General features: G+C 63.6%; 21 protein-coding genes. 13 read left to right on the top strand and 8 right to left on the bottom strand.

What is annotated here, in order from left to right:
- Positions 1 to 14 precede the first annotated feature (14 nt).
- Together F4Y38_04010 and F4Y38_04005 are read left to right on the top strand one after the other, a co-directional pair.
- Complete coding sequence (locus F4Y38_04010; GenBank protein ID MXY48449.1) at positions 15 to 899, top strand: hypothetical protein; 885 nt, start codon at positions 15 to 17, stop codon at positions 897 to 899.
- Between the two features lie 109 nt (positions 900 to 1,008).
- Positions 1,009 to 1,779 (top strand): site-specific DNA-methyltransferase, encoded by a 771-nt coding sequence (locus F4Y38_04005; GenBank protein ID MXY48448.1) that lies wholly within the window; start codon positions 1,009 to 1,011, stop codon positions 1,777 to 1,779.
- On the opposite strand, the gene F4Y38_04000 is transcribed toward F4Y38_04005, so the two are convergent.
- From F4Y38_04000 to F4Y38_03985, 4 genes are read right to left on the bottom strand one after another with little or no spacing between them, the layout of a single operon-like run.
- Positions 1,743 to 2,579 carry a sugar phosphate isomerase/epimerase gene (locus F4Y38_04000; GenBank protein MXY48447.1) on the bottom strand — a complete coding sequence of 279 codons (837 nt, stop codon included), beginning with the start codon at positions 2,577 to 2,579 and terminating at the stop codon, positions 1,743 to 1,745. The two genes, F4Y38_04005 and F4Y38_04000, sit on opposite strands and share 37 nt — an antisense overlap.
- Complete coding sequence (locus F4Y38_03995) at positions 2,576 to 3,634, bottom strand: hypothetical protein (GenBank protein MXY48446.1); 1,059 nt, start codon at positions 3,632 to 3,634, stop codon at positions 2,576 to 2,578. Before F4Y38_03995 ends, F4Y38_04000 begins: the two co-directional genes overlap by 4 nt.
- Before the next feature lie 51 nt (positions 3,635 to 3,685).
- Positions 3,686 to 4,006, bottom strand: a complete 321-nt coding sequence (locus tag F4Y38_03990; protein ID MXY48445.1) for an L-rhamnose mutarotase — start codon at positions 4,004 to 4,006, stop codon at positions 3,686 to 3,688.
- A gap of 43 nt (positions 4,007 to 4,049) precedes the next feature.
- On the bottom strand, positions 4,050 to 4,910 hold the full coding sequence (locus F4Y38_03985; protein ID MXY48444.1) for a hypothetical protein: 861 nt from the start codon (positions 4,908 to 4,910) through the stop codon (positions 4,050 to 4,052).
- A 224-nt stretch (positions 4,911 to 5,134) separates the two neighbouring features.
- Here F4Y38_03985 and F4Y38_03980 point away from each other — a divergent pair, with 224 nt between their 5' ends.
- Positions 5,135 to 6,364, top strand: a complete 1,230-nt coding sequence (locus F4Y38_03980; GenBank protein ID MXY48443.1) for an MFS transporter — start codon at positions 5,135 to 5,137, stop codon at positions 6,362 to 6,364.
- Between the two features lie 84 nt (positions 6,365 to 6,448).
- Here the strand turns inward: F4Y38_03980 and F4Y38_03975 are convergent, their stop codons facing one another.
- From F4Y38_03975 to F4Y38_03960, 4 genes are all read right to left on the bottom strand, one after another.
- Positions 6,449 to 7,831: a hypothetical protein gene (locus tag F4Y38_03975; GenBank protein ID MXY48442.1), complete on the bottom strand. Its 1,383-nt coding sequence runs from the start codon at positions 7,829 to 7,831 to the stop codon at positions 6,449 to 6,451.
- Positions 7,824 to 8,243 carry a type II toxin-antitoxin system VapC family toxin gene (locus tag F4Y38_03970; GenBank protein MXY48441.1) on the bottom strand — a complete coding sequence of 140 codons (420 nt, stop codon included), beginning with the start codon at positions 8,241 to 8,243 and terminating at the stop codon, positions 7,824 to 7,826. Before F4Y38_03970 ends, F4Y38_03975 begins: the two co-directional genes overlap by 8 nt.
- Before the next feature lie 3 nt (positions 8,244 to 8,246).
- Positions 8,247 to 8,561: a type II toxin-antitoxin system Phd/YefM family antitoxin gene (locus F4Y38_03965; protein MXY48440.1), complete on the bottom strand. Its 315-nt coding sequence runs from the start codon at positions 8,559 to 8,561 to the stop codon at positions 8,247 to 8,249.
- Between the two features lie 304 nt (positions 8,562 to 8,865).
- Entirely contained in the window at positions 8,866 to 9,150 is a 285-nt protein-coding gene (locus F4Y38_03960; GenBank protein MXY48439.1) for a DUF2442 domain-containing protein, read from the bottom strand.
- Between the two features lie 248 nt (positions 9,151 to 9,398).
- On the opposite strand from F4Y38_03960, the gene F4Y38_03955 reads away from it, so the two are divergent.
- From F4Y38_03955 to F4Y38_03910, 10 genes are all read left to right on the top strand, one after another.
- Positions 9,399 to 10,202 (top strand): phytanoyl-CoA dioxygenase family protein, encoded by an 804-nt coding sequence (locus F4Y38_03955; protein MXY48438.1) that lies wholly within the window; start codon positions 9,399 to 9,401, stop codon positions 10,200 to 10,202.
- A 28-nt stretch (positions 10,203 to 10,230) separates the two neighbouring features.
- Positions 10,231 to 10,992 carry a TIM barrel protein gene (locus tag F4Y38_03950; GenBank protein ID MXY48437.1) on the top strand — a complete coding sequence of 254 codons (762 nt, stop codon included), beginning with the start codon at positions 10,231 to 10,233 and terminating at the stop codon, positions 10,990 to 10,992.
- Positions 10,993 to 11,019: 27 nt separating this feature from the next.
- A complete protein-coding gene (locus F4Y38_03945) occupies positions 11,020 to 11,865 on the top strand; it encodes an amidohydrolase (GenBank protein ID MXY48436.1) in 846 nt (281 codons plus the stop codon).
- A 33-nt stretch (positions 11,866 to 11,898) separates the two neighbouring features.
- A complete protein-coding gene (locus tag F4Y38_03940) occupies positions 11,899 to 12,270 on the top strand; it encodes a clan AA aspartic protease (protein MXY48435.1) in 372 nt (123 codons plus the stop codon).
- Positions 12,271 to 12,284: 14 nt separating this feature from the next.
- On the top strand, positions 12,285 to 13,181 hold the full coding sequence (locus tag F4Y38_03935; GenBank protein MXY48434.1) for an amidohydrolase family protein: 897 nt from the start codon (positions 12,285 to 12,287) through the stop codon (positions 13,179 to 13,181).
- Between the two features lie 128 nt (positions 13,182 to 13,309).
- Positions 13,310 to 14,722, top strand: coding sequence for an amino acid permease (locus tag F4Y38_03930; protein MXY48433.1), 1,413 nt, complete (start codon positions 13,310 to 13,312; stop codon positions 14,720 to 14,722).
- A gap of 532 nt (positions 14,723 to 15,254) precedes the next feature.
- Positions 15,255 to 16,910 carry a nitrite/sulfite reductase gene (locus F4Y38_03925; protein ID MXY48432.1) on the top strand — a complete coding sequence of 552 codons (1,656 nt, stop codon included), beginning with the start codon at positions 15,255 to 15,257 and terminating at the stop codon, positions 16,908 to 16,910.
- 5 nt (positions 16,911 to 16,915) lie between these two features.
- Positions 16,916 to 17,743, top strand: coding sequence for a phosphoadenylyl-sulfate reductase (locus F4Y38_03920; GenBank protein ID MXY48431.1), 828 nt, complete (start codon positions 16,916 to 16,918; stop codon positions 17,741 to 17,743).
- On the top strand, positions 17,740 to 17,955 hold the full coding sequence (locus F4Y38_03915) for a hypothetical protein (GenBank protein ID MXY48430.1): 216 nt from the start codon (positions 17,740 to 17,742) through the stop codon (positions 17,953 to 17,955). The genes F4Y38_03920 and F4Y38_03915 overlap by 4 nt, the downstream gene beginning before the upstream one ends.
- Entirely contained in the window at positions 17,942 to 18,418 is a 477-nt protein-coding gene (locus F4Y38_03910) for a hypothetical protein (protein ID MXY48429.1), read from the top strand. Before F4Y38_03915 ends, F4Y38_03910 begins: the two co-directional genes overlap by 14 nt.
- The last annotated feature ends 19 nt before the right edge of the window (positions 18,419 to 18,437 follow it).

Raw genomic sequence — 18,437 nt, 5'->3', positions numbered from 1 at the left:
AGAAAGCGCCGTACATGTCCATACTCACCAAGTCGAAACTGTTCCCCATGCTGCCCGACGGCGTCCGCGGGCGCGTGACCGAAAACCACCGCCTGACCCCGTCGCGCCGCCTGAAGAGCAGGAAACAGGCCGGCGAGTTCATCCTGGAACGGTGTTTCGTCTCGGTCTACTCCGGCACCGAACTCCCCAGTATCCAGGAGGCCATAGACGGCAGGACCGGTCTTGGCGGAAACGATAACGGGATCAGCACGGGACAGGGCATCGCCAGCATCTGGCTGAGCGACCTGCCCGAAGCCGTTCCCTGCCTGTTCGGCACCTTCGTGAAACGCAGACCCACGCTGGTCGCTCGGAAGCACTGGGCGGCCCTGCTGGCCATGGAAGGGGAAGGCTTCCAGGGCGCCCGGGAGCGCAACCGGATCTCCCCGGCGGCGTTCCGCCTGGCCGACTGCATCGAACGGGACGGACCGGCCACGGTCCGGGCGCTGCGGGACCGGCTCGCCGGATCCGTCCCCATGGACGGGCGGACTTTCCGCAAGGCGTTGCTGGAACTCGAGAAGCTGTGGTTGATCGTACCCGGACGGTCCGGACAGCCTGGAAGGAACGTCCATGACGCTGCTTCGTGCGTATGGGAACTGACGAAGCGATGGGTGCCCGACGAGACGGCGAGGGAAGCCGTTTCCCTGACCCGCCGTCATGCCATGCGCAGCCTGCTCGTGGGCGCCGTGGAGTCCGCCGGGGCCGTCGACGAGAAGGCGGTCTACCGGTGGTTCGGCTGGCCCCGGTCCATGACGGGCGGGCTCATGGACGAAGCCCTGTCGGCGGAGGAGTGCTTCCGGGTGGACGGCCCCAGTCCCGTGATCATTTCAAGCGCCCTGGCCGAAATCTGGCCCGAAGCTTGATGCGGCGGTGAAGGCCGCCGCCAGCCTTCGCGTTCCGCCAGCCTCACGTCTCGGTCAGCCCGCGGCCAAAAAGTGAGCCCGACCTCTTCCGTACGGAACACTTTCCGCAATGCGCCTTTACCACGATGACGACCAGGTCCAGCTCTGGCTGGGCGACGCGCGCAGGATGGACCCGATCCCCGACGGGTGCGCCGGCCTGGTCCTGACCTGTCCGCCCTGGTGGGAGAGCGGCGACTACGGCCACCCGGACCAGATCGGTTTCGGCCAGACCTATCCGGACTTCCTGGCCTCGCTCTCCGAGGTGTGGGCGCAGTGCCACCGGTGCCTTATGCCCGGTAGGGCGATGATCGTATGGATCGCCGACCTGCTTTGGCGGAATGAACCGGTCGCCCTCGCGGCGGATACGCACCGCGGTCTCCAGGAGGCGGGATTTCAGTACGAAGCCACGTGGTACTGGTTCGAACCGGGGAAGGCGGTGCGGGAGGAACCGGCGGATGCCCGCGTTCCGCTCGGATGCCGGCCCAAGGTGCACGCCGAGACCATCCTGGCCTACCGGAAGCCCGGCGAGTCCGAAGCGCCGGCGCCTGGCGTCGTGGAAGAAAGCGGAGTACCCGCTTCAGCATGGCGGGCGGGCCGCCAGGCCGTCTGGACGCCCGACGATAACCTGGAACATCCCTACAGGCGCCTGGTCCGCCTCTGGTCATACGCGGGCGAGACGGTCCTGGACCCCTTTGCCGGGCAGGGCACGATCGCCCTGGCCGCGCGCGCGCTGGGGCGCCGCAGCATCTCGGTGGAACTGAACCCCGATTCCTGCCTGCACATCACCTCGCTGCTTTCTAAGCCTCACATGCCGTTTTCGGCGAGAAGGCGCCGCAGGTAGGCGACGGCCTTGGGTACCGCGATCTCCTCGGCTTCGACGTCCTGCCCTTCGTAGACGACCGACATCCAGCCATTGAAACCGACCTGCTTCAGGATCCCCAGTATGCGGGGATAGTCCAGCCACTCTTCCTCGCCGGACTGGATGCGGTAGAACTTCGCCCGGACGTGCGCCGCGTACGGCGCGCTCTTCTCCATGCTGCCGTAGAAATCGTAGGCGGGGTCCGGGTTGCCCCTGCTGCCCGAAGCGCCCGGCGACCCGGCGTACTGGCCCGTGTCGAGGATATGGGTGAACGTGGGGCGATCCACCTGGTTCAGGATGCGCACGACGTCGTCGCCGGTGCGGGTCACGCAGCCGTGATTGTGGTTGTGAAGCCCCACGGCCACGCCCCGGGCGGCTCCGTGATCCACCACCTCGGAGATGCCGTAGATCATCCGGGACCAGGTGACGCGCGCGGGCGTGTCCTCCCGGTCCCAGGCCGCGAAGATCCGGACCAGGGGCACGTTCAGCCGCGCGGCCACGTCGATCCAGTGCTTGACCATCTGTATTTCGGCGGCGATCTCCCCGGGCGGCTTCCCGAAGTTGTTGCTGATGCCCAGGTAGGAGATGGCAAGCCCCCGCTGCAGGCACCGCATGCGCACGTCCCGCAGGTACGCGTCATCTTCCGATTCCAGCGCCCGGGTATGGATGTCGATCCCGTCGAGTCCCATTTCACGGACGTGGTCGATGAATTCGAACAGGTCCATGCGGCCTTCGGAAATGGCGTGGCCGTAACTCAAGGACATGCAACCGAGTTTGATCACTGCGTATCGTCCTTTCTGCCGTCGACCCGGTCGCTGTCCATCGTGCAGGACTGTTCCAGGAAATAGACCATGACGTATTCTTCGGCCGTACGCTTGGGACCGGGTAGGTTTCGGATCCGCCGCGCGTGGGCTTCGAGGTGGCGCTTGACGAAGAACAGGTAGAGCTGGGTGACGAAGTCGGTGGCCGTATGGTCGTAGAGATAGGTGGGCGACAGGGACAGGGTGGTGTCGACGCCCGGATACGACGCCCTGTGTTGCCCCTCTTTCAGTTTGTCGCCCAGGGATTCGAGTTCCTCGGTGGACACGCTGAAGAGGAATTCTCGAAAGGCCTGCAGTTCCTCCGGCGGACAGGTCTTCCTGGAGAAATAGTCGAGGAACCGGATGTCGCCGCCCGCGCGCATCAGGGCGAATACCTCGGAAACCCCCATGAGGGTGCCCAGCTGAACGGTCGTCTGCCGCCGGGCTTCCCAGGTGGTTTCGAGGACGGGCAGGAAGGCTTCGATCCGCCGGGAGAACCGGTCCTCCCAAAGGTGGGTCAGGGCGGTGGCCGCCTTGATGCGGACCGCGCGGCCGAGGCTGTCGTCGCAGACGATGGCGATCAGCAGCGATTCGATCACCTTGTTGTGGATGCTCTGGCTAATCCGGGCGCCGATGGCGTCTTCCACGGCCGTGAATTCGTCCCGGCCGCCCAGCGCCTCCTGGACCACCTGGTGCAGGAGACGGAACAGGTTCAGCCGCGCCATGACGTACACCTGCCCGACCGCGGCCCGCATGGGAAGCAGCATGTCGACGGTGAAGAGCGTGGCGTTGGACAGCGCCTCGATGAGGGAAGCGGCATCCCGCCGCTGCTGGCCGAGGGACTGGCTCTCCAGCAGGGAGGGATAGGCGTTCATGACCCTGGCCAGGTCGCTCAACCGGGCGATGGACTCGCAGATCGCCTGGTCGAGGTGCGCGGCGTCGGGATTCCTGCATTCCTTCAGCGAATCGGTGATGTCCCGGATCAACCGCTTTTCGTCTTGCGTCAGGACGGGCGTATCGAGGGTGGTGGTGTCCAAGTGGTCTTGTTTACCCTTGTTACCCTGCGCGCAGGGGGCGCGCTTTACCTGTCATTCCAGGTAGAAAACCTGCTCCAGCGGCACCATATTCTCGTCGGCGTGCTTACCGCCGAGGTTCTCGAAATAGGGTGCCATGAACTCCTGCCAGCGCGCGTTGACGTCCGTCTCCGCCATCCTGGCCAGCGCCTTCTCGAAATCCGGGGTCTCGCAGTATCCGAAGAGCAGCCCGTCCTCGCGCATGAACAGCGAGTAGTTGCGCCAGCCCGCGTCTTGCAACGCCTCCAGCATCTCGGGCCAGACCTCCCGGTGGTGCTTCTTGTAGCCTTCGATCATGTCTTCCTTGACTTTCAAAATGAACCCGACCCGCTGCATGGCAATCTCCTTCGCGCTTCGTATTTGTGGCTGACCTGTACTTTCACGCTTCGTACTTGTAACTGACTTTCTCGATGTTCTCGTGGTCCGATCGGCGGGCCCGTTCGAGGGCGTAGGACGAGACGGGGAAGTAGTAGTGGGTTTCGGCATTGAGCGTAATGAACCCCTCGGCGTAGGCGACGTGGCCCGCGCTTCCGAAGGCCCCGTCGGACGTCTCGATGCGCTTGCGCGCGTATGCGCCGCCGTAGCCCTGGCTCACCAGGGCGTCCAGCGCGGCCAGTTTCTTGTCGACCACGTCCGTGATGTCGATGAAGACGTCGTTGTAGTACCCGCCGCGGGCGTCCCAGACGTTCCTGGGAAGACTCGCCCCGCCGCAGCCCCAGTAGAACACCTGGGCCACCTGGTGGGGAGGACGCCGGTCGCCCGGGTCGACGGAGCCGGCCAGCCCCATGGCGAGCATGACGATCCGTCCGGCCACGGCGTGGGGGTTCCAGGTGCCGCCGCCCTCGTCGGGAAAATGCGTGAGGATGATATCCGGCTTCAGTTCCCGCAACAGGCTGGCGAGCTGGCGCACGATCGGCCGGTCCGGCAGAAGCACGGCATCATCCACGCCCATGAAATAGACGTCCTCCACGCCGAGGGCGCGGCACGCCGATTTCACCTCTTCCGCCTTTACGTCGGACCGTTCCGCCATCATCCGCTTCAGGGTGTCCCCGTCCGGCACCTCATCCGCGTGGAACATGTCGTCGCTGATGACCTTGTCGTGCACGCGGGCGCCGTGAGTCAGCACGACGCATCCCACCCAGTCCCCGCGGGCGGTGTGATGGGCCATGGCGCCGCCCGACTGGTCGAATATGTCGGCCGGATGCGCACCGATGGACAGGATGCGAAGCCCGTCGCTCATGACGGCACTCCCATATTTCGAGCAGGCGTGATCACGGCGTTCGAAAGGGTATGCGGAACGCTTGACTGTGGCCGATAGAAAGGCTTTCTTGTCCCAGAATCACCGCGGACCGGATTGTCGGCAGACGACGAGGAGATCCGGTTATCGGTGGTGCCGATCGTTCAGATAAATCGGAATATAGATGGTCCCACCTGCCCGTCAACAGGATTTTCCACAGGGCGTCCATGTTCGTCCGGCTCGGCTCACGCTGGAAAGCGGCCCGCCTGCTTTCCATACCCGACTTCCGTAACCTCTGGATATCCAGCAGCATCTGGTGGCAGACGCGCTGGATGGACGAACTGATCGTCGGCTGGGTCGTGCTGGAAATGACCGACTCGGCCGGCATGGTGGCGCTGGTCAGCTTCTGCCGCATGGCGCCGTTCATGCTCTTCGGCCCCTTCTTCAGCACGGTGGTCCGGTACGTGAGCTACCGCCGGCTGATCGTCAACGCCCAGTTCATCAACTGCATCGTCATCGGCCTCTTCTGGGTCCTCGCCCTGCTCGGCCACCTGGCCTTCTGGCACGTCGTCATCGGCTCCGTCCTGATCGGCCTGGGCAGCGCCTACGACTGGTCCTGCCGCCGGGCGCTTATCCCGGACCTGGTGGGCAAGGACCGGACGACAGACGCCATGGTGCTGGAGACGGTGCCCCAGAACATCTCCCGGCTGATCGGGCCGCTCATGAGCGGCGTCCTGCTCGAGTTCGCCGGGACGAAGGGCGGCTTCCTGGCCCTCTTCCTCCTGCAGGTCGTCCAGATCGTCGTGATCGTCCGGCTCTCCGCCGCTACGGACCGGAAGGGCCGGAAGAAGGGCCGGCTCGGTCCCATGAAGGACCTGCTCCTCGGCTACCGGTATTCCCGCCGGCATCCCAGGATCTCGGGCGTGCTGATCATCACTTTCATCATGAACGCCTTCGCCTTCTCCTACCAGGTCCTGCTGCCCGTCTTCGTCCGGGACGTCCTCTTCCTCGGCCCCCTGGAACTGGGCATCCTCGGCGCGGGCACCGGCATCGGCTCCATCCTCGGCATCGCCCTAATCGACCGGCTGGGTCAACACTACCGCGACGGCATGGTCTTCACCATCAGTTCCCTTGTGAACGCCCTGGCCACGCTGGTCTTCGCCCTGTCGACGTCCTTCCCGCTTTCGCTCATCATGTTGATCCTGGTGGGCGTCGGGCAGACCGGGTTCGGTATCATGCAGTCCTCCATCGTCCTCCGCACGTCCAGCGACGCCATGCGGCCCCGGGTCATGGGCCTCCTTGTCCTCGCCATCGGCGGCGGTCCGCCCGGCCGCCTGCTCGTCGGCGGACTGGCCGCGGTCGCGGGCGCGCCCCTGGCCCTCACGGTTTGCGGCGGGATCGCCAGCCTGGGGGTAGTCAGCGTACTGTGGAGAGTTGGCGGGTTGCGGAAGGACTGAGGGGACGGCCGCGTGGAAGGCTGGTGGCGCGTGGAAGGCTGGCGGTCGGCACGGCGGCGCGGTCGGCCTGGTAGCGCGGCTCGTCTACCGCAGCCAGCCCAGCCGGTCCTTGCGCCAGCCCAGCCGGTCGAGATGGTTCGCCCGGATTGCCTCGATGTGGCGGGTGTGCAGATCCTGCTTCTCTTCCGTCCACCGGTATTCGTCGAGCAGGTCGTGATCGAGTTCCACCCCCAGGCCGGGTCCTTCGGGAACGCGGAGGCAACCGTCCTCGTAGGGCATCTTGCCGCCCTTGATGACGTCACCCACCCACTGGTTGTAGTGGGCGTCCAGGCCGTGAAGCGACATGGGCATGGTCCCATTCCCGTGTACGATGTGGTAGGGAATGGTGTAGGGGAAGGCGAAGGCGGCGACGTGGAGGCGAATGGCCGTGCCCGGACCCAGTTCGTAGGCGCTGTGCATGCCCAGTTCCATGCCCATGAACCGGGCGGTGTCGTAGTACCGCTTGAGGGCCAGCGGCCCCGCGTAGGCGTCCGGCGCGGTCACGTCGGCGGCCACGTGGCGGCGTATGGCGTCGAGGTCCAGCGGCTGGTCCAGGGTCTCGTCGCCGTAGCGGCCCGAAACATGAGCGCCGTAGGGGCGGGGCGCCGCGTCCCGGCGGAGGGGCGGCAGCCAGACATGGGAGGAAATGGGGATGCTGCTCATGAGCCGCAGGCGGTGGCCGGCGCGGAAGATGTTCTCGAACCGGCCGCCGACGGGTTCCTCGATCCATTCGATCCGGCAGTCCTCCACCCCCTGCATGAACCGCAGGGCTTCGCTCTCGCTCCACGACGCGTGGGGATCGACGCGGATGTCCACGTCGAAGCCCACCTCATCGCGGATGTTGTGGATGAGCTCGACGTAACGATGGGGCTCGAAGTCGCACATGGACAGCTTGATGATCCGGAAGGTCTCGTCCTCCATGAGCGCTTTCACGTGCCGCGGATAGGTGTCGAAGGTCACCTCGTGCTCGCCGTTCACGTCGGGGAAGCGGCACCAGGTGTAGGCCGCGATGGGGATCTTCGTGACCACCGGAGTATCCAGTTCGAAGACCTCGCGAAGGTACCGGTAGAGGGGCTTTCCGGCGATCTTGCCGGCCAGGTCCCAGTAGGCCAGGCCCATCAACCCGCGGACCTCCGGTTCGAAGGGGTTTTTTCCCAGGACCCGGGAACGCAGCGCGTCGGCCTCGCTGGACAAACCTTCGGCTACGCCCACCAGGCCCTGGTCTGTTTCGAATTCGGCGAATGAGAACCCTTCCGCGGACCCGTCCCATCGCTTCGTGCCCCGCCACGGCATCAGCACGCGCCAGGTGCGCACGTCCGTGATCTTCAGCCCGGCCGCGCGCCCGTCCTCGTTGATCCGGCCCTGGCGGGCCTTGATGTCCGCCACGTTCTCCCGGTCGTAGGCGGCGATGGCGTCTACGTCATACATTACCGTTTACCTTCTCGTATGGATTCAGCGTTTCTACGCCGAGCCGGTCATAGGATTCTGGATCCCCGGTGACCACGGTCAGCCGGTGCACCACGGCCGTCGCGGCGATCATGGCGTCGGTCATGCGGACGTCCCACCGGCGGTACAGAAGCCTTCCCCACACGCGGAAGACCGCCGTATCCATGGGAAGGACACGTTGGGAATCCATCAGTTTGCCCATCCAGGACTCCAGTTCCGCCGCCCGGGAAGCATCCTTTGCCCGGGCGAACTCGATGCCCGTCTGAATCTCGCCCACGGTCACGGCGGAAAGGTAGACCTGGTCCGGGGCCACGTCCGAAAACCACGCCAGCGCATCCTTGTGCGGCTGGCTCCTGCGAAGCTCCGATACGACTTCGGTATCCAGTAGATACATGGGTCATTCCGGGTTTGCCGGTCCTGGCGGGTTTGCTGGGTCTGCCGGGTTTGCCGGTCCTGACGGGTCTGCCGTCCCGCGCGTTCGACGCCGTTCCCGCAGTGGCGTCAGGGACTCGGTGCGCGCTTCCGGCGACAGCAGCAGGTCCTTTAGGCCGAGCCGGGTCGACCGCGCCATCCGTTCCCACGTTTCGATGGAAACCAGGACGGCCGTTTTCACGCCCCGCTTGGTCACGACCTGAGGACCCTCCTCCCGGCTCGTTTCGAGGAGTTCGCTGAACTTCGCCTTCGCTTCCTGGACCTGCCATTCCCTGCCCATGACAAAGTGACCTGATCGATGATCGACGTTCCCATTTGGACTGAAGAACGATATTATAACTAGTCAGATAACTAGTTATTTTAAGAAAGTCAAGAAAAACCTGTCTAAGCGGACTATACCTGAAGTCGCAGACCAGGGCCGTAATTGCAACAGCCGCGAAGACAGCTTGCGTACTTGACGATTTGGATATGTAGGAGGGTGTTGATTATCTACAGGAGGTGTTGCCGTATTCGATGTGGTGTTTTTGGTCCTGTTTACTCCAGCGGAGCAATCTTACCGGGCGGGGTCAGACGGCTGGCAGAGTTCAGGCATTCTCAGTCAGCGTTTGCACACCGGGCATGGCTTCTTCGACAGACTTGCCGGAAAGCGCCAAGTACAGTGCATCAGGGCAAAGTTCAAGGGCATCGTCCCAGGCAATTGCTCCGTGCGGGGCTATATGGACCTCCTCGAAGCGTCCATGATCATTCCAAGCGATAAACACCCCGATACCCGCTAGATGGGAAAGATCGACCTCTCCGGCGGACCCATCGGAGTACTCGAGCCAGAGACGGTGTCCATCAAGGGCTTTCACCCCGGTTGGACGAATCATAGTTACCCTCCTTCTTAAAGCCCCAGTGTTCATGGACCGGGGCACTACGTAAGAATGCGCTACCTGGCTGTCCCAATCAATCATCTTCCTGTGAGTTGGCTAGCCCCGACCACCCAAGGACTTAATCCCTTGCACATTCCCATCAGCGCGGTTTAATTCGGTTTTCATGTGCACGGTTATATCCGGTACACGAGAACCATATCTCCTAAAACACATTTCTCAAATTCGATCGAAGTAACGGAAACGGCATGACCACCGGCACAATCCCCCTGGGTGGCAAAGTCGCCGGACCGGCGCAGATCCAGGACTGGGTCGATACGTTCAACCGCCAGGGATTCCTTTTCCTGGAGAACGTGCTGCCGCCCGACTGGTGCGATGCCCTGCGCGGGGACCTGGACTACGGCTTGCGGGAGAACCCCAACGGACTGAATTCGGTCAGCGAGCACATGGCGCTGTGCCACCGCATGTTCGAGTTCAGCGAGACGAACCGCCGCCTCTTCGACCTCGAGCCCATCGTCAGCTTCGCCGAGGCGCTGGTGGCCGAGAACTGCCACGTCATCCACAACAACTCCTTTAAGACGCGTCCCGGCGGGTCCTTCCGGTGGCACCAGGACGACGCGCCCCATTTCCTGGTGACGGATGGAGACCCTCCGCAGAACATCCGATTGCCGGTCCTCTTCTTCACCTGCAACTACTATCTCACCGACGTCACAGAACCCGAACACGGCGGTACGGAAGTCATCCCGGGTTCCCACCTCCTCGGCCGTCCCTGTCCCGATTCGCTGGAGGGTACCGAGTGGGAGGACCGGATCCACTACAACCTCGGCCCGGCGGGCAGCGTCACCATGTTCAACAACCAGGTCTGGCACCGGGGCGGGCCGAACCGGAGCGACCGCACGCGGTACATCACCCAGATCACCTACGCGCGGCGCGTCATCGGCCACAAGTACTTCCCCTTCATCGACTACACCATGCCCGAGCACGTATACCGTGATGCCGATCCCCGCCAGAAACGCCTGTTCGGGTTCCTGGAGCACGGCGCGTACGGGTGACGGCGCGCCACATCTGAAGGAGCCATTAATGAGCACCATCAGGCAGTCCATCTGTTTCGGCTGTTTCAACCGGGGCGGGCTAACCCCGGAATCGCTTATCCGGGAAGCGGCGCGTATGGGCTACGCGTCCGTCGAGATGCTGCCGGAGGAGCACTGGAACCAGGTGCGCGACGCGGGCATGGACATCGCCATCGTCGTGGGCCACGCTTCCCTGCCCGACGGGTTGAACAAGCGGGAGAATCACGACCGTATCGAGGACGAACTGTTGGCCAACATGGACCAGGCCGTCGCTTACGAAATACCCGGCCTGATCTGCTTCTCGGGCAACCGGGCGGGCAAGTCCGACGACGAAGGCCGCGACAACTGCATCGAGGGCCTGCTGCGCGTCGTGAAGGCCGCAGAGGAGAAGGGCGTAACCCTGTGCATGGAACTGCTCAACAGCAAGGTGAACCACCCGGACTACCAGTGCGACTACACGGACTGGGGCGTGTCCGTCTGCGAGGGGGTCGGTTCGCCGCGGGTCAAGCTGCTCTACGACATCTACCACATGCAGATCATGGAAGGCGACCTGATCCGCACCATCCGGGTCAACATCGCGCACATCGGCCACTTCCACACGGCGGGCAACCCCGGCCGGAACGACCTCGACGAGACCCAGGAGATCTACTACCCGCCCGTCATGCGCGCCATCGGCGAGACCGGTTACGCGGGGTACGTCGGCCACGAGTTCGTGCCCCTGGGCGACCCGCTGGCCGCGATGCAGGCGGCCTACGATACGTGTAGTGTGTGATACACCTTAAAGGATAAGGACCACCACATGATCGTCGATACTCACGTACATGTCTGGGAGATCGATCCGCCCCGGTACCCGGTGGGGCCCACCGCACCGACGTGGACGGCGGAGCCGGACGAGCCCGGTACGGCCGACGAGTTGATCGAAGACATGGACGCCAACGGCGTGGACGTAAGCGTGCTGGTGCAGACGTCGTGGTCGACATGGGACAACGGCTACATGTCCGATTCCGTGGCCCGGTTTCCGGACCGGTTCGTGGGGCACGGCCTGATCGACCCGCAGGATACCGAAGGGAACGCCGAGCAGGTCCGGTACTGGATGGAGGACCGGGGGCTGGTCGGTTTCCGTTTCCACCCCTTCTACTATCCGGACGAGCAGATTCTCGTGAAAGAAGACAACCGGACCATGTGGGAGAAACTCGCCGCACGGGACGCGGTGATCCAGTTCCACATGAGGCCCGGGGATGCGCCCCAGGTCGACGAGATCGCCCGGCGCCATCCGGACATGACGCTGATCATCGACCACATGGGATATCCCGATCCTGAAACCGGGATGGAGGTCTTCCAGCCCATTCTCGACCTGGCCCGGCACGACCGGATTTTCGTGAAGATCTCGGACGTGAAGGGGCGGTCGCAGGAGCCCTTCCCCTTCCGCGACATGCACCCTTTCATCCGCGCGCTTCTGGATGCCTTCGGGGTGGAACGGGCCATGTGGGGCACCGGGTACCCGGGACATCACCGGGTGAAGCACAACTGGCTTTCGCTGGCCGACGAGCTGCTGCTGGTCCTGGAGGGTTACGACTTCCTTACGAGTGCGGAGAAAGACCGGTTGCTGGGGGGTACGGCGGCGGAGGTGTGGGGGCTGGGGTGACTTAGTACGGGCTTTCCCGGAAGGAGACACGAGTTGGGTGCGATCCATGCCAGGGTCAGGGTCACCAATCCTGCGGATGCGCGGAAGTACTGGGAGGGACTGTTCCTGGTGGACACAGGTGCCACCGACACCCTTGTCCCTCGGCCGTATCTCGAGAGTATTGGCCTGAAGCCAAGGACGACACGCGTTTACACGCTGGAGGACGGCAGCGAGATTTCGGTGGATGTCACCGTGGCTACGCTCGAAGTGATGGGTGAGCACGTAGGCGGGACCGTGCTCTTCGGCGAACCGGGCACCGAACCGCAGCTCGGTGCTACCGCGCTGTTATCCGCGGGGATTGAAGTGGATCCGGTCAACCAACGTCTGAAGAAACTTCCATCCGTCCGACTGAAGACCGTAGCATAAGTAAAAGGTTCATCATGGTCATCGACATTCACGCTCACGTCTTCCGCTGGCCGGTGCTGAAGAAACGCAACAACGGCCTGCCCATGATGTCGGCCGAGGAGCAGGTCCGGCGCATGGACGAGAAGGGGATCGACAAGGCAGTGATCCTGCCGCTCACGTCCGCCGAGGTGATCGGGGAACCCCAGAGCATGGGCGAGGTCTTCGACATCTGCCGGCTCTACCCCGGGCGGTTCATCCCCTTCTGCGATTTCGACGTGCGCCGTTACGACCTGGACAGCGTGGACGCGTTCCGCGACGTGCTGGATCAGTACGTGGCCCGCGGCGCCAGGGGCGTGGGGGAGTTGACCAGCCGGGTGTACTGGGATGATCCCCGGCTATGGAATCTTTTCGCCGCGTGCGAGGACCTGGGCCTGCCCGTGACCTTTCACACCTCGCCGCCGGAGGTCGTTACGTACGGACTGATCGACGAACTGGGTTTTCCACGGTTCGAGAAGGCCCTCCAACGGTTTCCGAACCTGCGCTTCTTCGGCCACAGCGCCTCCTTCTGGAGCGAGATCAGCGGCGATCTCACGGCCGACCGGAAGGAAGGTTACGCCAAGACGCCAATCGCGCCCGGCGGAACCCTGGTCCGGCTGTTCAGGACCTATCCCAACCTGTGCGGCGACCTGTCGGCGGGCTCCGGATTCAATGCCCTGACCCGCGACCCGGCCTTCACCTACGTGTTCCTGGACGAATTCCAGGACCGGCTGTTGCTCGGGCTCGATCACACGGACGCCGAACTCGATTTCCAGCATATCGAGTGGCTCCGCGCCCGACGGGACGAGGGGCACATCACCCCCGAAGTGTGCGAGAAAATCCTCTGGCGCAACGCCGACCGGATCATCGGGCTGGGCATCGCGGAAGGGCGCTGAACCCCGGCGCGCCGTAATGATCTGAACGCCGTTTCGCGCGATTAATCATTTACACGCACCGAAAAAAAGACCACATTAAGCACAACACCCCTTAACAATTCATCCGGGAAATCCCGTTCGAGGCAGCCATGAGCGATGCTCAGAGGGACGCTCGATCCGATTCCTTCGGGGAAGAGACCGAACTCAAGCGGGACCTGGGACCGGTCACGGCGACGACCGTGATTATCGGTGGGATCATCGGTTCCGGCATCTTCGCGGGACCCGCCATCGTGGCCGGATACGTGGGTACTTCCGGCTGGAACCTCCTGGTCTGGGTCATCTGCGCCTTCATGGCCTTCTGCGGCGCGGTGACTTTCGCCGAACTGGGCGGCCTCATGCCGCGTTCAGGCGGCGTGTACGTATTCCTGAAAGAAGCCTACGGGCGACTGTGGGCTTTCCTCTTCGGGTGGACCTCGCTCCTGGTCATACGTCCCTGCGACCTGGCGGCCATCTCCATCGTATTCTCCACCTACCTGGGTTATTTCGTCAGCCAGTACAGTCCATACCCGGACTGGGCCATGCGGGGCGTGGCGATCATCGCCCTGATCATCCTGGCCTTCATCAATTACCTGGGCGTGCGGTTCGGTGGTCTCGTCCAGAACCTGTCTTCCTTTCTCAAGGTGGGCGGGTTGCTCCTCATGGTCGCCCTGGCCTTCGGGATCACGCCCGACACGAGTAATTTCCAGCCGGTCTGGCCTTCCGATTCCACGCTCACCATCGGTTTCCTCAGCCTGGTCAGCCTCGGCATGATGGCGTCCTTCGGCGCCTACGACGGTTGGGACGGATCGACCTACGTGGCGGAGGAGATCAAGAATCCGAGACGCTGGGTGCCCTTTTCCATCATACTGGGTCTCGCCATCACCACCGTCGTCTACCTGCTCGTGAACAGCGCTTATCTGCTGGTGCTTTCCAACACGGGCGTCGCCGAGAGCGAACGGGTCGCATCCGAGACCATGCAAGCACTCGTCGGACCGATCGGGGCGGCTTTCATCGCCGCGACCGCCATGATCTCCACCTTCGGCACCGTGAACGCCGGCATGCTGACCGGACCGCGCGTCTTCTTCGCCATGGCCCGCGAGAAGATGTTCTTCTCATGGGTCGCGCGCGTCCACCCGCACTACCGAACGCCGGCCAACGCCGTCGTGTTCCTGGCCGTTGTGGGCATCCTAAATATCATCTTCCTGGGCGACTGGGGCGCCATCATCGCGGCGCGGACCGGCTCCCTGTGGCTCTTCTACATCACGACCACCTTCAGCGTGTTCATCTTCCGGCGCACCCGGCCCGACGTGCCCAGGCCTTACCGCACGCTCGGGTATCCCGTCACGCCCGCGATCTTCGTGCTCATCGGCGTGATCTTCTTCGTGTCCATCGTCGTCAGCGACCCCGGAAATACCCTGATCGGGCTGACCATCACCTCGTTGGGCATCCCGGCCTACTGGCTGTGGATGCGAAAGCAACGGATCGAAGAATCGGATGAGGAATCGGGTGAAGGATCGTCTTAAGGATCGCATGAAGGCCGTTGATTTCGGCAACAAGCGTGGATCCCGGTCCCGGCGACCTTCCGGTCCATCACTCACTAGGACCACAGTTTAACCAGAATCGTAGCAACACCAGCCAACAGCGCCGTGATAGTCGCAAGAATTGAAAAGCCCACCCTTTCAATCGTTCCCAATCGCTTGTCGATCTGCTCGATAATCCCCTCGAGCCGGCTTATCCTGCCTTCATGATTCAGATATTCGGTCATCGATAATCCCTCCTTTCACCTAGTGTGCCCTACTTAAGGTCCTTCAGCCCAGGACAGTTCCCGCCCCGCTATAGCGTAGTTTTGACCCTCTAATCGTATCAGTGTGATTTGGCAGCCCGGATCTCGTAAACCAAATACTAGCGCCATGCCGAATCGCTAATATTTACCATTTTGATCAAGTTTGTAATTTTTTCTATTGACGCCCCATTCCGACCCCGGTATACTGGGAGTTCGTTTTCAACAAATCGTGGCCAGACGTACCTGGCAGACGCACCTCGAACGGGAACAAAATGGCAAAAGCGGTCCGCAGACCTCGGCGCGAACAACCGGAACCCACCTGGGACCTGGTCCGGAAGCGCAACTACGTGGAACGGCTCAAGCACGAAAAGGCGCCCATGGAGGTCATCAACGACCTGCCGGAACTGATCGACCGGGGCTACGAGGAGATATCGGAGGAGGACGTGGTGCGCCTGCAGTGGTACGGGCTGTATCACGACAAGCCCAAGGTGGGCCACTTCATGATGCGGGTCAAGCTGCCGGGCGGACGGCTCACGCCACACAAGCTGCGCACCATCGGCCGGGTCTCCCAGGACTTCGGCGGCGACTACGGCGAGCTGACCACGCGCCAGAACATCCAGCTCCACGGCATGAAACTGAACGACCTGCCCCGGATCTTCGAAACGCTGAATGACGCGGGGCTGTCCACGAGCGGCGGATGCGGCGACACTGTGCGCAACATCACGGGCTGCCCCGTGGCGGGTCTGGCCGCCGACGAACTCTTCAACGCCCGTCCGGTCATCGAGGCAGTCGCCGATTTCTTCTACGGGAACCCCGATTACTGCGACCTGCCACGGAAGCACAAGATCACCATCTCCTGCTGCTCCCACCAGTGCAACGCGCCGGAGATCAACTGCATCAGCCTGATGGGCCTCGTCCGGGAGGGCCGCCCCGGGTTCGCAATCCGGATCGGCGGCGGCCTGTCCACCTGGCCGCGGCTGTCGAGCGACCTGGGCGTTTTCGTGCCTGTGGACGACGTAATCCCGGTCCTTCGCGCCATCATCGATGTGTGGAAGGAAGACCTCAAGTACCGCATGTCCCGCGTGAAGGCCCGGATGAAATTCATGGTCGACGACCTGGGCGTCGAAACCTACCGCGAGCGCGTGGAAGCCCGCCTGGGATACCGTCTGGACGATGGCGAGGCACCCGCGCCGCCCGAGGTGGAGCACGACCACACGGGCATACACGAACAGGTGCAGGAAGGACTGTACTACGCCGGTTTTCCCGTGTTCCTGGGACTTTGCACCGGCACGCAGATGATCCAGCTGGCCGACCTGGCCGACGAATACGGGGGTGAATTCCGGCTGACCCGCCGCCAGAACGTCATCCTCACGGACATTCCCCGAGACCGGCTGGAATCCGTTACCGGCGCGGTGGCCGGCATCGGCTTTCCCATGGAGGTCAACGACCTGCGGGGAACCAGCATCGCGTGCACGGGCGAGCCCTTCTGCAACTATTCGGTCGGGGAGACCAAGACCAAGATGGCGGAGATCGTGGAACACATGGAGCGTGTCTTCGGCGACCGGGCGAAGGGCCTGCGGCTGAACCTGGACGGCTGTCCCCACGCGTGCGCCCACCACTGGATCGGCGATATCGGGTTTCAGGCCACGACGCTCCGCGAGCGGGGCGAGGGCGGCGAGCGGCTGCGGGGATACGACCTGTTCCTCCGCGGCGGCCTGAGCGGACAGGCCGCCATCGGCCAGCCCGTGCTTCGGCGCGTGCCCGCGGAGTCCGTCCATGTCTATACCGAACGGCTGTTCGGCGCTTACCTGGACCAGAAAACGGACGACGAGACCATACAGAAGTTCTTTCACCGCCACAGCGACGACGAGTTGACCGCGATAGCCGCCGGAATCGAACTCGCCGCGATTGCCACAGGAGAGGAATGAGCACCATGGACCGCCCGGACCGCCCGGACCACCTGGAACACATCGACCACCCCGGCCGCGACTTCCTGGACGAGTTCGAAGCCGGACAACTGGCCATCGAGTTCGACGGGGAATCCCCCGAGACCGTGATCGAATGGGCCCTGGACCGCTGGGGCCGGCGCGCCGGACTGTGTACGAGCTTTCAGGCGGAGGGGATGGTCCTGCTGGACATGGCCTGGCAGATCGATCCGAACATCCACGTGTTCACGGTGGACACGGGCCGGCTGCACCAGGAGACCTACGACTTCATCGACCAGGTCCGGGACCACTACGACATCGACATCCAGGTGTATTTCCCCGACCTGCTCCAGGTGGAGAACATGGTGGGCGCCCACGGCGTGAACCTGTTCTACAAGTCCGTGGAATCGCGTTTCAAGTGCTGCAACGTGCGCAAGGTCGAACCGATCCGGCGCGCCCTGGAGGGCCTGGACGGATGGTTCACCGGGCTGCGGCGCGACCAGTGGGCCAGCCGGGCGAACATCCGCAAGATCGAGATCGATCACGACCACGGCGGACTGGCGAAGATCAGCCCCCTGGCGGACTGGACCCAGGAAGAGGTCTGGGACTACATCGAGCTCTATGACGTCCCGAAACATCCCCTCTACGAGCAGGGCTATACCAGCATCGGCTGCATGCCGTGCACGCGGGTCACGAAGCCCGGCGAAGATTCGCGCGCGGGACGCTGGTGGTGGGAAAAGAACGCGCCCAAGGAATGCGGCATGCACTGCCCAGTGGAGACCGGCGGTTTCGAGCACGAGATGGAAGCGCTGGTGGCCGAGGAGGCGGAAAAATGAGTGGTGCGGCCATCCTCTACCTGCGCCTGTTGCGCAGGATCGTCCGTGAATCCGCCTGGCGGCTCGGCGGGGCCGAGGAATCCTTCCTGGCCACGGGGTTTTCCGCAAGCGACACCTTGGCGTCACCGCGACCCGTGGAACGGGATGGACGGTGCACGCGATCCGTGGTGTGCGGCGGATCGGTCGAAGGGGACAGCAATGCCCGGACGTGACGGCGGCGTCCCGAGATTGGACGAACAGGACCGGGAACTGCTGCTGGAAGAGCTGGACGGATTCACCGCGTCCCTGCCGGACGAGGATGCCAGGATCCCCTACCTCGCCCTGCGGCGGGACATCGAAACGGGACAGGTTTCCCCGGAAAACGTCCCCAGCCTCGAGAACATCCTCGAACTCACCCTGCAGTCCGGCCGCGTGCGTCGGCGCCAGAGCGCCGTAGCCGAGAAGCGGTTCCTCCGGCTGTTCAACGGCACGCCTCGGGGAGCGGCCGTCAAGCAGGCCGTCGCGGAGACCAACGAGGCCCTGGCCGCCCTAAAGGGCCAGGTCCTCGACACCGTTTCCTTCGCCCCGGGTACGCCGGGCGCCTACCGGCTCCTCATCGACACGGAAGCGTGCCGGGTCGACCTCGAGATCACCCGCCAGGGCGTGTCGGTCAAGGGCGTCGAAATCGGTATCTGAAAAAAGTTGGCGTGACCGG

It is taken from the genome of Gemmatimonadota bacterium (genome assembly GCA_009838645.1).
In the GTDB taxonomy this organism is placed as follows: domain Bacteria; phylum JAAXHH01; class JAAXHH01; order JAAXHH01; family JAAXHH01; genus JAAXHH01.
The sequence above is the reverse complement of the archived record's forward strand: the minus strand, read 5'-3'. Positions and strand labels throughout refer to the sequence as shown.

Coding starts and splice junctions, on each gene's coding strand:
- F4Y38_03950 (MXY48437.1), top strand. CDS start 10,231: ATGAGCACCATCAGGCAGTCCATCTGTTTCGGCTGTTTCAACCGGGGC.
- F4Y38_04005 (MXY48448.1), top strand. CDS start 1,009: ATGCGCCTTTACCACGATGACGACCAGGTCCAGCTCTGGCTGGGCGAC.
- F4Y38_03955 (MXY48438.1), top strand. CDS start 9,399: ATGACCACCGGCACAATCCCCCTGGGTGGCAAAGTCGCCGGACCGGCG.
- F4Y38_03925 (MXY48432.1), top strand. CDS start 15,255: ATGGCAAAAGCGGTCCGCAGACCTCGGCGCGAACAACCGGAACCCACC.
- F4Y38_03960 (MXY48439.1), bottom strand. CDS start 9,150: ATGATTCGTCCAACCGGGGTGAAAGCCCTTGATGGACACCGTCTCTGG.
- F4Y38_03915 (MXY48430.1), top strand. CDS start 17,740: ATGAGTGGTGCGGCCATCCTCTACCTGCGCCTGTTGCGCAGGATCGTC.
- F4Y38_03990 (MXY48445.1), bottom strand. CDS start 4,006: ATGCAGCGGGTCGGGTTCATTTTGAAAGTCAAGGAAGACATGATCGAA.
- F4Y38_04010 (MXY48449.1), top strand. CDS start 15: ATGTCCATACTCACCAAGTCGAAACTGTTCCCCATGCTGCCCGACGGC.
- F4Y38_03945 (MXY48436.1), top strand. CDS start 11,020: ATGATCGTCGATACTCACGTACATGTCTGGGAGATCGATCCGCCCCGG.
- F4Y38_03965 (MXY48440.1), bottom strand. CDS start 8,561: ATGGGCAGGGAATGGCAGGTCCAGGAAGCGAAGGCGAAGTTCAGCGAA.
- F4Y38_03910 (MXY48429.1), top strand. CDS start 17,942: ATGCCCGGACGTGACGGCGGCGTCCCGAGATTGGACGAACAGGACCGG.
- F4Y38_03930 (MXY48433.1), top strand. CDS start 13,310: ATGAGCGATGCTCAGAGGGACGCTCGATCCGATTCCTTCGGGGAAGAG.
- F4Y38_03975 (MXY48442.1), bottom strand. CDS start 7,831: ATGTATGACGTAGACGCCATCGCCGCCTACGACCGGGAGAACGTGGCG.
- F4Y38_03920 (MXY48431.1), top strand. CDS start 16,916: ATGGACCGCCCGGACCGCCCGGACCACCTGGAACACATCGACCACCCC.
- F4Y38_03935 (MXY48434.1), top strand. CDS start 12,285: ATGGTCATCGACATTCACGCTCACGTCTTCCGCTGGCCGGTGCTGAAG.
- F4Y38_03970 (MXY48441.1), bottom strand. CDS start 8,243: ATGTATCTACTGGATACCGAAGTCGTATCGGAGCTTCGCAGGAGCCAG.
- F4Y38_03980 (MXY48443.1), top strand. CDS start 5,135: ATGTTCGTCCGGCTCGGCTCACGCTGGAAAGCGGCCCGCCTGCTTTCC.
- F4Y38_03985 (MXY48444.1), bottom strand. CDS start 4,910: ATGAGCGACGGGCTTCGCATCCTGTCCATCGGTGCGCATCCGGCCGAC.